The organism is Rhodococcus sp. F64268 (assembly GCF_023015605.1).
Lineage (GTDB): Bacteria > Actinomycetota > Actinomycetes > Mycobacteriales > Mycobacteriaceae > Rhodococcus.
This window is the reverse complement of the sequence record NZ_JALKAI010000001.1, coordinates 751,495-765,061: the sequence shown is the minus strand read 5'-3', so window position 1 is coordinate 765,061 and position 13,567 is coordinate 751,495. Positions and strand designations below refer to the sequence as shown.

At 66.6% G+C, this 13,567-nt stretch carries 14 protein-coding genes; 3 read left to right on the top strand and 11 right to left on the bottom strand.

Annotation, left to right across the window (positions count from 1 at the left end):
- Positions 1 to 75 precede the first annotated feature (75 nt).
- Positions 76 to 1,248, top strand: coding sequence for a glycogen synthase (glgA, locus tag MWU77_RS03675; protein WP_169687608.1), 1,173 nt, complete (start codon positions 76 to 78; stop codon positions 1,246 to 1,248).
- Here the strand turns inward: glgA and MWU77_RS03670 are convergent.
- From MWU77_RS03670 to dapE, 10 genes are all read right to left on the bottom strand, one after another.
- On the bottom strand, positions 1,235 to 2,089 hold the full coding sequence (locus tag MWU77_RS03670; RefSeq protein WP_169687609.1) for a putative RNA methyltransferase: 855 nt from the start codon (positions 2,087 to 2,089) through the stop codon (positions 1,235 to 1,237). The two genes, glgA and MWU77_RS03670, sit on opposite strands and share 14 nt — an antisense overlap.
- Before the next feature lie 106 nt (positions 2,090 to 2,195).
- Positions 2,196 to 2,363: a DUF3117 domain-containing protein gene (locus tag MWU77_RS03665; protein ID WP_011211259.1), complete on the bottom strand. Its 168-nt coding sequence runs from the start codon at positions 2,361 to 2,363 to the stop codon at positions 2,196 to 2,198.
- A gap of 151 nt (positions 2,364 to 2,514) precedes the next feature.
- On the bottom strand, positions 2,515 to 3,087 hold the full coding sequence (locus MWU77_RS03660) for a DNA-3-methyladenine glycosylase I (RefSeq protein ID WP_247272952.1): 573 nt from the start codon (positions 3,085 to 3,087) through the stop codon (positions 2,515 to 2,517).
- Entirely contained in the window at positions 3,084 to 3,527 is a 444-nt protein-coding gene (locus tag MWU77_RS03655) for a DivIVA domain-containing protein (protein ID WP_247272951.1), read from the bottom strand. The genes MWU77_RS03660 and MWU77_RS03655 overlap by 4 nt, the downstream gene beginning before the upstream one ends.
- Positions 3,528 to 3,561: 34 nt before the next feature.
- Positions 3,562 to 4,479: a glucosyl-3-phosphoglycerate synthase gene (locus tag MWU77_RS03650; RefSeq protein ID WP_247272950.1), complete on the bottom strand. Its 918-nt coding sequence runs from the start codon at positions 4,477 to 4,479 to the stop codon at positions 3,562 to 3,564.
- Complete coding sequence (gene folP, locus MWU77_RS03645) at positions 4,476 to 5,453, bottom strand: dihydropteroate synthase (protein WP_247272949.1); 978 nt, start codon at positions 5,451 to 5,453, stop codon at positions 4,476 to 4,478. Before folP ends, MWU77_RS03650 begins: the two co-directional genes overlap by 4 nt.
- A 19-nt stretch (positions 5,454 to 5,472) precedes the next feature.
- Complete coding sequence (locus MWU77_RS03640) at positions 5,473 to 7,248, bottom strand: long-chain-acyl-CoA synthetase (protein WP_308198760.1); 1,776 nt, start codon at positions 7,246 to 7,248, stop codon at positions 5,473 to 5,475.
- 116 nt (positions 7,249 to 7,364) lie between these two features.
- Positions 7,365 to 7,925, bottom strand: coding sequence for a TIGR00730 family Rossman fold protein (locus MWU77_RS03635; RefSeq protein ID WP_169687612.1), 561 nt, complete (start codon positions 7,923 to 7,925; stop codon positions 7,365 to 7,367).
- Positions 7,919 to 8,731 (bottom strand): TIGR00730 family Rossman fold protein, encoded by an 813-nt coding sequence (locus MWU77_RS03630; protein ID WP_247272948.1) that lies wholly within the window; start codon positions 8,729 to 8,731, stop codon positions 7,919 to 7,921. The genes MWU77_RS03635 and MWU77_RS03630 overlap by 7 nt, the downstream gene beginning before the upstream one ends.
- Before the next feature lie 10 nt (positions 8,732 to 8,741).
- Entirely contained in the window at positions 8,742 to 9,818 is a 1,077-nt protein-coding gene (gene dapE, locus MWU77_RS03625; RefSeq protein ID WP_247272947.1) for a succinyl-diaminopimelate desuccinylase, read from the bottom strand.
- Positions 9,819 to 9,915: 97 nt separating this feature from the next.
- Here dapE and dapD point away from each other — a divergent pair, with 97 nt between their 5' ends.
- Both dapD and MWU77_RS03615 read left to right on the top strand, forming a co-directional pair.
- Positions 9,916 to 10,869, top strand: a complete 954-nt coding sequence (dapD, locus tag MWU77_RS03620; protein ID WP_247272946.1) for a 2,3,4,5-tetrahydropyridine-2,6-dicarboxylate N-succinyltransferase — start codon at positions 9,916 to 9,918, stop codon at positions 10,867 to 10,869.
- An 82-nt stretch (positions 10,870 to 10,951) separates the two neighbouring features.
- Positions 10,952 to 12,277: an amino acid permease gene (locus MWU77_RS03615; RefSeq protein ID WP_374229805.1), complete on the top strand. Its 1,326-nt coding sequence runs from the start codon at positions 10,952 to 10,954 to the stop codon at positions 12,275 to 12,277.
- Positions 12,278 to 12,341: 64 nt separating this feature from the next.
- Here MWU77_RS03615 and MWU77_RS03610 read toward each other — a convergent pair whose 3' ends face one another.
- Positions 12,342 to 13,562: a CdaR family transcriptional regulator gene (locus MWU77_RS03610; protein ID WP_169687964.1), complete on the bottom strand. Its 1,221-nt coding sequence runs from the start codon at positions 13,560 to 13,562 to the stop codon at positions 12,342 to 12,344.
- Positions 13,563 to 13,567 lie beyond the last annotated feature (5 nt).

Here is a 13,567-nt window from a genome sequence, read left to right as displayed (position 1 = left end):
CGGCCTCCGATGCCTCGCGTCCCGGCGTCCGGAGATCGAGTGGCCGGAATTTCTGCGGCCGGATAGTTTGATGCGGTGCGGGTGGCAATGATGACACGGGAGTATCCGCCCGAGGTGTACGGCGGTGCAGGCGTTCACGTGACCGAGCTGGTGTCGCAATTACGGCACCTGTGCGAGGTCGACGTGCATTGCATGGGGGCGCCCCGCGAGACCGCGATCGTGTACTCCCCCGATCCGGCGCTCTCCGGCGCCAACGCTGCATTGACCACCCTGTCAGCGGAATTGCGCATGGCGCACGGGGCGGCCGGAGCGGACATCGTCCACTCACACACGTGGTACTCGGGTCTCGCCGGTCATCTCGCCGCAGACCTGTACGACGTCCCCCACGTCCTCACCGCTCACTCGCTCGAGCCCCGACGCCCGTGGAAGGCCGAACAGCTCGGTGGCGGTTACCGGATTTCGTCGTGGTCCGAGCGCAACGCCGTGCAGTACGCGGACGCGGTCATCGCCGTCAGCGACGGTATGCGCCTCGACGTTCTCGACGCATATCCGTTCGTCGACCCCGCACGCGTCCACGTGGTGCGAAACGGGATCGACACCTCGGTGTGGCATCCGGGCCCCCTCGCGCCCGATTCCGAATCGGTGCTGCCGACGATCGGTGTCGATCCGACCGCACCGATTGCCGTGTTCGTCGGCCGCATCACCCGGCAGAAGGGCCTCGGTCATCTGATCGCCGCGGCGCACCGCATCGCGCCCGAGATCCAACTCGTGTTGTGTGCAGGCGCTCCCGACACCCCGGAGCTCGCAGCGGACACCGAACGGGCCGTCGCCGAATTGCAGAGCTCGCGGGGCAACGTCATCTGGGTTCAGGAGATGCTTCCGCGAGAATCGGTTCGCGAGCTGCTCGCTGCCGCTCAGGTTTTCGTGTGCCCTTCGGTGTACGAGCCACTCGGTATCGTCAACCTCGAAGCGATGGCGTGCGAGACCGCCGTAGTGGCGTCGGATGTGGGCGGGATCCCCGAGGTCGTGCAGGACGGCGTCACCGGCACGCTTGTGCACTACAACTCGTACGAACCCGCAGTCTACGAACGCGCTCTCGCGGACGCCGTCAACGATCTCGCCTCCGACTCCGTGCGCGCCGCCGAATTCGGTCGGGCCGGGCGAGCGCGGGCGATCAGCGAGTTCTCCTGGGCGCAGATCGCGCGGGCCACCCTCGCGGTCTATCAGGACGCGATCAGTCGCCGCTGACCTCACCGGGCCGCCGGATCCACGTCGACACCACCACCGATGCGGTCACCTCGAAATCGTCGGGCAGCGCCTCCACCATTTCAGTGCGCTGCGCCGCGGTGAGATGGAAGGCGGAGGGGCCCATTCCCACGAGAGCGACGAGCGCCGTGCGGGTCAGCTCCATGGCGAAACGAACCTCGGTGCGATCGTGTCGCTCGAATCGCCCGGACAGCGCCGACGACAGACGTTCGGTCTTGTGTTCGTCGACGCTGACCATCCCGGGCAGCGACACGAGTTCACGCAGGTGCTCCGGTGTCGGAGTGGCCACCACGAGCACACCGCCGGGCTCCAGGACCCGGTGCGCCTCGGACGCGTTGCGCGGGGCGAACACCGACAGGACGTGCCCGAGCGTCCCGGATCGCACCGGGATCTGCGCCCACACGTCCGCCAGGACAGCGCCGGTGCGGGGATGGCTACGGGCGATTCGGCGAGCCGCCGGTTTCGACACATCGAGACCGATACCTCGGGAACCCGGCATCCCGTCGAGGACGGAGGCAAGGTAGCTCCCGGTGCCCGCGCCCACCTCGAGCACACCCGAATCGGACGGGACGGACGCGCACGCAGCCCTCACCGCCTCGCGGATCGGGTCGTAATGGCCGCCGTCGAGGAACGCGGCGCGGTCGGCGATCATCTCTGCTGTGTCGCCGGTGAATCGGGTCGCCGCACCGCTCGAGAGAGAAACGTAGCCCTGCCGTGCGATGTCGAAGCTGTGGCCGCGTTCGCAGAACACCGCCGTGGCATCGAGATCCATCGCGGATTCACAATGCGGGCACGCGAGGAGGTCGATCACCGAGTCGAGCATGGTTTCCCTTCATCCACGACGCGCACCGCAGGTCTCGCCGATACGAATCCGGGCCCCGCGCACAGACACCAGCGCGAGACCCGGAAACGTTCGAAAGAGGCGCTGATCAGCTGGTGACACTCTTGAGTTCGTCGCCGAGGGCCGCAGCCTCGTCCGGCGTGAGCTCGACGACCAAACGTCCGCCGCCCTCGAGTGGAACCCTCATGACGATTCCTCGTCCCTCTTTGGTTGCTTCGAGGGGACCGTCCCCGGTCCGGGGCTTCATGGCCGCCATCCTCTGCTCCCTCCAAATCTGCACCCGACCTCCGGGCGCGTGGGTTACCGTGTGGTTGCCTCGTCGCGGTCGACGATGCGCGCTCCACCATTGTTCCCTATCGCGGTCCTCGCTGGACAGCGGACTCCCGCAGGTGCCCGCGCGCAGTAGGTCAAGCGTCCGTTCGAACCCAGCACTCCGCAATGTGGTCGTCGACCATGCCGGTGGCCTGCATGAGGGCATACGCAGTGGTGGGGCCCACAAAACGGAATCCCCGGCGTTTGAGTTCGCGCGCCATCGCCGTCGATTCCTCGGTCACCGCGGGAATCCGCTCCGCGGAGTCGAACCGTTCGGCGCGCCGCGGTGGCGCGAACGACCACAGCAACGTGTCGAGGTCCGAATCGGCGAGATCGAGTACCGCTCGCGCGTTCGACACGACTGCCTCGATCTTGAGCCGATTGCGGACGATGCCGGCGTCGGCCATCAGCGCCGCGATCTTCTCCTCGTCGTAGCGAGCCACGATGTCGACATCGAAACCGTCGAACGCCGCGCGGAAACCCTCGCGTTTACGCAGGATCGTCAACCACGAAAGCCCCGACTGGAACGCCTCGAGGGCGAGCCGCTCGAACAGTTCGTCGCGGCCGTGCAGTTCTCGTCCCCATTCGGTGTCGTGGTAGTCGCGGTAGAGCGTCTCGCCGGTGCGATCGACCGCCCAGGGACACCGTGCCCGTCCGTCCTCGGTCATGACGTGGCCCCTTCGTCGGCGTCCTGCTGCTCCATCTCGGCCACCGACTCTGCCGGTCGCGTGGATCCGCGAGGGCCGGGATCGTCGTGCTCGTCGTCCGGTTTCTCGACGACGCGATCGCCGGGCAGCGGTACGTCGTCGCCCAACGTCTCGGCGGACACCTCGTACTCCTCGATCCGCGCCTTGAGTTCGTCGATCTCGCGAGCGAGCCGATCGAGTGCCCAATCGACCTCGCCCATCTTGTATCCGCGCAAAGTCTGCTGGAAGCGCAGATCTCGCACGTCGGTGCCTGTCACGTCGGATGCGGGCAGAACAGTGGCTGTGGTGCCGGGTGGGATGGGCGCGAGCGCTTCACCACGCCCGAACACCACACTCGCGACGAAGAACAGCGCGGCGCCGACGACGACGATGACGAGCACGTACAGCAGAACCGTCAGCATCCCTCGATCTTGACACGCCGCACCGACATCCGGATCAGCCGGTGATGGTGAGCATCGGTGGACGGTCCTCGAGGCTCACGCGCGTCTCGACCGGGCTGAACGAGTCGCCGTCGACGAGGAACTGGGTCAGGGGCGCACCCGAATCCGCGATTCCGCAGCGACCCAGCATCGTCCCGACGATCTGCCTGCTCATCGCGCCGAGCTCGGACAGGGGCCGGTTCCGATGCTTGCGCACGCCGAGGTTGACCTGGGCGATCGCATCGAGACCGCGCTGGTCGTACGTATCGAGCAGCAGTCCGATCTCGACGCCGTAACCCGGTGCGAACGGCACCGACTGCAACAGCTCGCGGGTACCCGCGTATTCGCCTCCGAGAGGTTGGAGGACACACGTCAGTTCCGGCCGCAGAGCGGCGAGCAGCGGTCGGGCGACCAATTCGGTGACTCGGCCACCTCCTGTGGCGTCCTCGGCACCACTGACCCGAAGGGGCCTCCGGTAGAAGCCCTTGACGAGGTGGATTCCGTCTCCGAGCAGTAGCGGGCCGAGGAGCTTCGGCACGAACGCCGGATCCGGGTTGATGAGATCGGAATCGACGAACGCGATCAGGTCGCCGGACGTCGCCGCGATCGACCGCCACAGGACCTCGCCCTTGCCGGGGACCGGCGGCACACCGGGCACCGCTTCCTCGCGGGAGATCGTGCGTGCACCGGCGGCACGCGCGCGGGCCACGGTGTCGTCCGTGGAACCCGAGTCGAGCACCACCAGTTCGTCGACGAGACCACCCAGGAGGGGGTGGATCGAGTCGACGACCCTCCCGACGGTGTCCTCCTCGTCGAGAGCGGGCAGCACCACGGTCACTGTGCGCCCTGCCTTCGCGCGTTCGAGTTCGGCGACCGTCCACGTGGGATTGTCCCAACTGTTCGCTTCGCTCCAGGTGCGGGTGGGAGCGCTCATGCCAAGCCCCTGACCGTGCGGGCGGGCAGGCGGGTGCCGACGATCGCGGCCGTCATGTCGACCACGCGGCGGGTCGCTGCGACCTCGTGCACCCGGAACACTCTCGCTCCCGCTGCCGCGGACAATGCTGTCGCTGCCAATGTGCCCTCCAACCGCTCGGCGAGTTCGACTCCCAGAGTCTCGCCTACGAAGTCCTTGTTGCTGAGCGCCATGAGCACAGGCCACCCGCTATTTACGAGAACGTCCACGTGCCGCAACAATTCGAGCCCGTGATAGGTGTTCTTCCCGAAATCGTGGGTGGGATCGATGAGGATCGAGTCGTGCGCGACGCCTCGCCGCGCAGCGTCCTCGGCAGCGCCGACGACCTCGGCCGCGACCTCGGCAACGATGTCGGCGTACCGCACCCGGTGCGGACGGGTCCGAGGGATCGCGCCACCGGTGTGGGAGCACACGATGCCCACGCCGAGCTCTGCCGCGACGTCGACGAGTTCGGGGTCGGCACCCGCCCACGTGTCGTTGATCAGATCGGCGCCTTCGGCGACCGCGCGCCGCGCGACCTCGCTGCGCCACGTATCGACGCTGATGAGCACGTCGGGGTAGCGCTCACGGATCGCTGCCACGAAGGGTACGACCCGCCTGATCTCCTCAGCGGTGTCGACGAGGTCGCCCGGTCCCGCCTTGACACCGCCGATGTCCACGAGATCGGCTCCCTCGGCGACGGCGCGGTCGACTGCGGCGAGGGCTGCGTCGTCCGTGAACGTCGCGCCCCGGTCGTAGAAGGAGTCCGGAGTGCGGTTGACGATCGCCATGACGAGGGCCCGGTCGGTCGCGACCGGCCTGCCGCACAGCGTCGGAGACGGTCGTCTGTCCAGCGTCGGAGACGGTCGTTCGTCCACCGTCGGGGATGCATGCCCGGGTGGGCGCACGTCTCGATGTGCGGGCAGCTCGGGAACCTCTGCGGCGGAACCGGTCATGGCTCCCATCCTGACATGATCAGCGTCGGGGGATTTCACCCCGAGTGACTGCCTCGACGTATCCGTCGTAGTGGGGGCGATATCCGTCGGAGCGGTCTGCAAGTACGAACACCGCGTCGGACCCGGTGTCGGTGTAGCCCTGCTTGCGCAGATCCACCTTGCGACTCTTGAAGGTCGTCGTGTGTTCGAGCTCGTCGACGATCCGCACGAACAGCGGTACCGCGTAGTCCGGGAGCGCGTGGTGCAGGGCCGCGGAGAGCGCCGCGCCGTCGAATTCCGAGTCCGGATTCAGCGTCACCGCGACCATGCCCGCGCGGCCTTCTACGCCGGGCACCTCGACCCCGTAGGCGACGGCTTCGGCGATCGACTCGTGCGACGATACCGCCCCCTCGACCTGGGTGGTTGCGACGTTCTCGCCTTTCCACCGGAAGGTGTCGCCGAGTCGGTCGACGAACGCGACGTGCATGAAACCCTGTTTGCGGACGAGGTCGCCGGTGTCGAACCAGACGTCGCCGTCGTCGAACCCGTCGCGGACGAGTTTGGCTTCGGTTGCCTTTGGATCGGTGTAGCCGTCGAAGGGAGCGCGGGACGTGACCTTCGCGAGGAGCAGTCCGACCTCACCTTGCCGGACGCTCTTCAGACGCCCGTCGGCACCGCGTCGCGCTTTGCCCGTATCGGGGTCGTATTCCACCACCGCGTGCGGGAGCGGGCAGATTCCCGCAGTGCGGGTCTGGTTGAGCGCGTTGATGAATGCGATGTTGCATTCGCTTGCGCCGTAGAACTCTGCGACACGGTCGATTCCGAAGCGGTCGGTGAACTCGGTCCAGATCTCGGGTCGCAGGCCGTTGCCCACGATCAGCCGGATGCCGTTGTCGCGGTCGTCGGGACGCGCCGGCTGGTTGAGCAGGTAGCGGCAGATCTCACCGATGTAGATGAACGCGGTGGCTCCGTTGCGTCGGGCATCCGCCCAGAATCCTGACGCCGAGAACTTGCGGCCCAGCGCGAGGGTCGCTCCGGAACCGAGCACCGACGAGAGCGCGACTGTCAGTGCGTTGTTGTGGTAGAGCGGCAGGCAGCAGTACAGGGTGTCGTCGCGGCGCAGTCGGACTCCCAGTCCGCCGAGCCCCGACATCGATTTGAGCCAGCGGAAGTGCGACATCTTGCTGGCTTTGGGGAGACCTGTCGTCCCCGAGGTGAAGATGTAGTACGCGGTCTCGGAGGCCTGTAGACGTTCGGTGACGGCGGGGTTCGCGGAGTCGGCCTCGGCGGCGAGTGAGTCGAGCTCGTCGACGCGCAGCACAGCCTCCGCCTGCGGTGGTCCGTCGAGGGACTCGATCGCGTCCTCGCATTCTTCGCCGATCACGAGGACCCGGCTGTCGAGTAGGCCGAGGCTGTGGGCGAGGACCTCGCCACGCTGGTGATTGTTGAGCATGCCTGCTGCGGCACCGAGTTTGACCGCTGCGAGCGTGATGAGAAGCGCTTCGGGTCTGTTCGTCATGAGGATGCCGACGACGTCGCCGACCCGCACGCCCCGCGCCGTCAGCACAGCCGCGTACCGGTTGACCTGTGCGTTCGCATCGCCGTAGCTCAGTGTGTCGCCGTCGAAACGCAGGAACGGACGGTCGGGCCGACGCTCGGCAAGTTTCTGGAAGACCGAACCGATCGTCTCGCGGGCTGTCGGAGTGCGGGTCATTCCGAGCGCTCCGCGCAGCAGGCTCGGTGCATCCGGCAGCATGGTCGGCAGTTGGGCAAGCAGGCCTAGCGGGGAGATGGTCGAATCACGCTCGGTGGACACGGACTTGGTCAACTTCGTTCCTCACGGCGGTCGGCTGGGCAGCAGGCTCGGAAGAAGTCGCAGCTCCCCCGAACTTACCGAAGAGTAGATAATCGATCGGCCGAACGAAACCCCCTCTACATCCGAGCGGCCGCGCCACACCGGTCGAGCGCATCCTCGATATCGTCGGTGACCTGCAGGGAATCGAGCGCCCGCCGAGCCACGAACCCGGTGTCGACCATCGACTCCAGCCACGTGAGCAATCCGGTGTAGTGCCCGACCGGATCGAGCAGCACCATGGGTTTGTCGTGCATCCCCAAGTATCCCGCGGTCCAGGTTTCGAAGAGCTCCTCGAGGGTGCCGATACCACCGGGCAGGGTGATGAACGCGTCGGCGCGGTTCTCCATGATCTCCTTGCGCTGGCGCATCGTATCGGTGACTACGAGTTCGTCCGCGTCGACGTCGGCGACCTCACGGTGCACGAGCGCCTTCGGGATGACTCCGAGCGTGTGCCCGCCCGCAGCGCGCACGGCGTCGGCGATCGCACCCATCATCGACACGTTGCCCCCGCCGGAAACCAGCCTCCATCCGCGACGTCCCAGCGCCGTGCCGACCGCGGTCGCGAAACCGAGGTACGACTCGTGCACCGGACCGGACGCGCAGTAGACGCACACCGCCAGACCGGACTCGCTCACCACGAGGCCTCCTCCCCGTAGAGCTCGTGCTCGTCCTCACCGCGGTGCGCGGCGACGATGATCTGCACCGCCTCCTCGATGCTGTCGGTCACCGAGATCAGGTCGAGGTCCTCGGCCGAGATCTTGCCCTCGCGCAGCATCGTCGAGCGGATCCACTCGAGCAGCCCCGACCAGTACTCGGTGCCGAACAACACGATCGGGAACTGGGTGATCTTGTGGGTCTGAACCAGCGTGACCGCTTCGAACAGTTCGTCGAGCGTTCCGAATCCGCCGGGCAGGCAGACGAACGCCTGTGAGTACTTCACGAACATCGTCTTGCGCGCGAAGAAGTACCGGAAGTTCAGGCCCAGATCCACCCAATCATTGAGTGACTGCTCGAATGGCAATTCGATACCCAGCCCGATGGAGAATCCGCCCGACTCGCTCGCGCCGCGGTTCGCGGCTTCCATCGCACCGGGGCCACCACCGGTGATCACGGCGTATCCGGCTTCGACGAGTGCAGCGCCGAGACGGCGACCGATCTCGTAGTCCGCGTGGTCCGTCGGTGTCCGCGCCGACCCGAACACCGCGACAGCGCGCGGCACCTCGGCGAGTGCACCGAACCCCTCGACGAACTCACTCTGGATTCGCAGCACCCGCCACGGATCGGTATGCACCCAGTCGGCAGGCCCTCGCCGGTCGAGCAGACGCTGATCCATCATGGTGGACTCGAACGCACGCTCGCCGCGCAACTGCACGGGTCCGCGATGCACGACCTCGTCGCGGTCGCGTCGACTGTCCGAGTTCGTGGGGGGTTCGTCGCCTGGCATGCCGGCCACGTTATCGGGTGAGGTACCCGCGGAGCACTGTGGTCACCTCGGTGATGTGACGCACGTCTACATTCTCGTCCCGCTTGTGCGCAAGGTTCGGGTCGCCCGGGCCGTAGTTGACGGCGGGGATCCCCAAGGCCGCGAATCTCGAGACATCGGTCCATCCGTACTTCGCGCGGAAGCGCCCGTCGGCCGCCGCGACCAGTGCTGCCGCTGCAGGATTCGCCAGCCCGGGCAGGGCGCCGGGCGACATGTCGGTCAGCTCCATCTCGATGTCGAGGCCGGCGAAAACCTCCTTCACGTGCGCGAGGGCTGCGTCGGGGCTGCGGTCCGGTGCGAACCGGAAGTTGACGTCGACCTCCGCAGTGTCGGGCACGACATTGCCTGCCACTCCCCCGCCGAGGCGCACGGCGGACAGCCCCTCGCGGTACACACAGCCGTCGATGTCGACCGATCGCGCTTCGTACCGCGACAGCCGTTCGAGTACGGGCGCGAGCTTGTGGATCGCATTGTCGCCGAGCCACGACCTGGCCGAATGTGCTCGCACACCATCCGTGGTGATCCTCACCCGCAGCGTCCCCTGACAGCCCGCTTCGATCAGCCCGCCGGTGGGCTCGCCGAGGATCGCCACGTCGGCATCGAGCCACTCACGTAGATCGGACTCGATTCTGCCGAGTCCGTTGAAGGAGGCGGCGATCTCCTCACAGTCGTAGAACACGAGTGTCAGGTCGTGCGCGGGTTCGGCGACCGTCGCAGCGAGATGCAGGAAGACCGCGTCGCCCGACTTCATATCGGAGGTACCGCACCCGTACATCAGATTGCCCTCGCGCCGCGACGGCACGTTGTCGGCGATCGGCACCGTGTCGAGGTGACCGGCCAGCATCACCCGGCTTCCGAGACCTCGGTTCGTGCGCGCCAGAACAGCGTTGCCACTGCGAATCACCTCGAACCCCGACGTCTGTTCGCGCAGCGCCTTCTCTACGGCGTCGGCAATGACCGATTCGTCCTGCGACACGCTGGGAATGTCCACCAGGGCAGCGGTGAGGTCGATCGGATCGGCATGCAGGTCGAGGTGTGGAACGGTCATAGCCGCACAATACGGAATAACGCTTTTTCACAGGTTCGGCATCGGTTTTCACAGGGCCTACACAGGAGCACGCGCGCCTCGCGTACGCTTCTCGACCGTGAGTGCACACGGAGCATCAGCAGTAGGCATCGCGAACATCGCGTCGGACGGCACCGTCCTCGACACCTGGTTCCCGGCTCCCACGCTGGGCGAACATACCGAAACCGGGACGACGCAGCTCGAAGGCAAGGACATCCCGTCCGACCTCGCGCTGCTCGCAGGGACCGACGAGGCGCGCGACGTCAACCAGGTCGCGGTCCGCACCACCATCGCCGACCTGTCGCAGGCACCCGCCGACGCACACGACGCCTACCTGCGTCTGCACCTGCTTTCCCATCGTCTCGTCCAACCGCACGGCATCAACCTCGACGGTCTGTTCGGCCTGCTCGCCAATGTGGTGTGGACCAACTACGGTCCCTGCGCTGTCGAAGGGTTCGAACTCGTCCGTTCGCGTCTTCGCATCCGCGGACCCGTCACCGTCTACGGCGTCGACAAGTTCCCGCGCATGGTCGACTACGTCGTGCCGTCCGGTGTCCGCATCGCCGATGCCGATCGCGTCCGTCTCGGTGCGCACCTTGCCTCCGGTACCACCGTGATGCACGAGGGCTTCGTGAACTTCAACGCGGGCACCCTCGGGAACTCGATGGTCGAAGGCCGAATCTCCGCGGGCGTCGTCGTCGACGACGGCTCCGACGTGGGTGGCGGCGCATCGATCATGGGCACCCTGTCGGGTGGCGGCAAGGAAGTCATCTCCATCGGAAAGCGCTGCCTCCTCGGAGCGAACGCCGGCGTCGGCATCTCTCTCGGTGACGACTGCGTCGTCGAGGCAGGCCTGTACGTCACCGCCGGAACCAAGGTCACCGGCCCCGACGGCACCGTCGTCAAGGCCAAGGAACTCAACGGCAAGTCCAATCTCATGCTGCGCCGCAACTCGGTCAGCGGTGCTGTCGAAGTGGTTCCCAACAAGGGCACCGGCGTCGAATTGAACGCAGCCCTCCACGCCAACGACTGAGTAGGGTCTCGTGAGCACAGCCGAGTCGCCCGCTTCCGATCCGCAGCACCTCGGAAGCGGGCTGAAAGTCCGACATCTGACCATGATGGGGCTCGGCTCCGCGATCGGCGCCGGCCTTTTCCTCGGCTCCGGCGTCGGTATCGCCGCGGCCGGTCCCGCCGTCCTCATCTCGTACGTCCTCGCGGGCATCATGATCATCTTCGTGATGCGCATGCTCGGCGAGATGGGCGCGGCACTTCCGGTCTCCGGTTCGTTCTCGCATTACGCCCGCATCGGGATCGGCCGTTGGGCCGGATTCACGATGGGATGGCTGTATTGGTTCATGCTGATCATGGTCCTCGGCGTCGAGATCACCGGCGCATCGGCCATCGTGCAGTCGTGGCTTCCCGGTGTGCCCCAATGGGTTGTGGCACTCGTGTTCGTCACCTTCTTCGCCGTGATCAACCTCGCGCGTGTCGCCAATTTCGGTGAGTTCGAGTTCTGGTTCGCCGCCTTGAAGGTCACTGTCATCGTCGGCTTCCTCGTGCTGGGTGTGCTGTTGGTGTTCGGATTGCTGCCCGATACCGATCCGGTCGGCACCGTGCACCTGCTCGGCGACGGCGACGGATTCGCACCGAACGGCCTTGCCGGTATCGCTGCGGGCCTGCTCGCGGTCGCATTCGCGTTCGGCGGGATCGAGATCGTCACGATCGCCGCTGCCGAATCGAAGGACCCGGAACGGTCGATCGCCACCGCCGTGCGCTCGGTAGTGTGGCGAATCAGCCTCTTCTACCTGGGTTCCATCGCGATCATGGTGCTCGTGTTGCCCTGGACCACCGCGAGCGGCGACACCTCACCGTTCGTGTCCGTCCTCGATATCGCCGGGATCCCCTACGTTTCCGGCTTCATGGAACTGGTCGTGGTGGTCGCGCTGCTGTCGGCGTTCAACGCGAACGTGTACGGAACGTCGCGGATGGCCTACTCCCTGGCGCGCGGCGGAGACGGACCCGCGTGGCTCGGCAAGCTCTCGCACAACGGGGTGCCGCGCAACGCGGTGCTGGTGTCGGTCTTCTTCGGCTTCGTCAGTGTGTTGCTGAACTGGCTGCTTCCCGATCAGATCCTCGGAATCCTGCTCAACGCCGTCGGCTCGGCGCTGATCGCGATCTGGCTCTTCATCGTGGTTGCGCACCTGCGGCTACGGCGGCGGTTCGAGCAGGAGGGCACGCTGAAGCTGAAGATGTGGGCGTTCCCCTACCTGAGCTGGTTCACGCTCGCCATGCTCGTCGCGTTCATCATCCTGATGCTCTCCGACTCCGACGCCCGCGCGCAGCTCACCGCTACCGCCGTGCTGTTCGTGATCATCAGTGTGATCGGCATCGTCTGGCGCAGGTTCCATCCCGCAGACTCCGAGAATCTTCCCGCTTCCTGAAAGAGTGTCGGTCTCGGGCCCGGCCGAACGCCGGGCCCGATTCCCGACTGCGCGAGGCGAGGTGCTACTGGGCGGCGAGGAATTCCCTGTCCGCCCCGAGGCCTTCGAGCCTCCGGGCGATCAGCGCAGCTTGCAACTGTCGCAGACCCGAAGGGCGTGTGGGATCGAAACCGGTCAGCTGAGAAACCCGCTTGAGCCGGTAGTCGACGGTGTTGGCATGCACGTGCAGTGACCGTGCGGTCAGCTGCCTGCTCAGATCGTGCGAGATATGGGTCTCGAGAGTCTCGACGAGTTCGGGTGAATCGTCGAGTGGATCGAGGACACGCGCGAGATGCCGCCGTGCCGGGCCAGGACGGGTCAGCTGGTATTCGAGGGCCAGATCGTGCATTCCGTACGTGCCGACCGGGCGTCCCAGCAATCGGACGAGGTCCAGCAGTTCGTGGGCCTGCTTCGCCGCTGCAGGCACTTCCGGCACGGACGCATGCACCAGCGCCACCGTCACCGAGACACCGGCCACCGCCTCGATCCGGTGCCGCAGATCGTCGACCGATGGAGAGGTCGACGCCCCCGCGAGCAGGACCGTCCCCCCTTCCGGCCCGAGCAGCGCCAGATGCTTGCCGTCGCAGATGGCTTCCAGTTCGACCTCGACGCGACGCAATGTTCGTCGGGCGACGACTTCCGGGCGCACGTGCGGATTCCGCTCGTCCGGGTGCCGCGCCAGCGACACGGCGAGCACCGTGTACCCGTCGGCGAGTTCGAGCCCCGAACGGCGTGCGACCGACGCCGCGTCCTGTCCGCTGAGCAGTGCAGCGACGAGTTCCTGTGCGGCGACGTCGCGCTCGCGGCGAATCACCTCGAGCTCCGAGACGAAACCGGTCGTGGCGGTGACGGTGACGCGTTCGAGCAATGACATCCACAGCCGCGAGGCGTCGGCGACCGACATGACGTCGCCTTCGCGGGCCCGGTCGCTGACGAGCTCCCAGCCGAGGCGAATGCCCTCGTGGTAGATGCGCAGCATGTATTCGAGGCGGAAGCCTGCCCGTGCCCACTGCGCTGCGCTGCTGCGCAGGTCTGCGAGATCGGCATCCGACGGCAGCTCGCCGGAGTCGAGCAGGTGGATCGCGATGCGCAGGCACCGCACGGTGACCTCGGTGACGTCGCCGCGCAACGACTCTCCCGGGCGCAGCGAGCACGGTGCGACGTTGTCTGCGAAGTGTGCGACCAGCTTGCGCGCCACCGCAGGCAGGTCGCGAAGCGGGACCGACGCCGGCTTGCCGTCGACCATGAAGG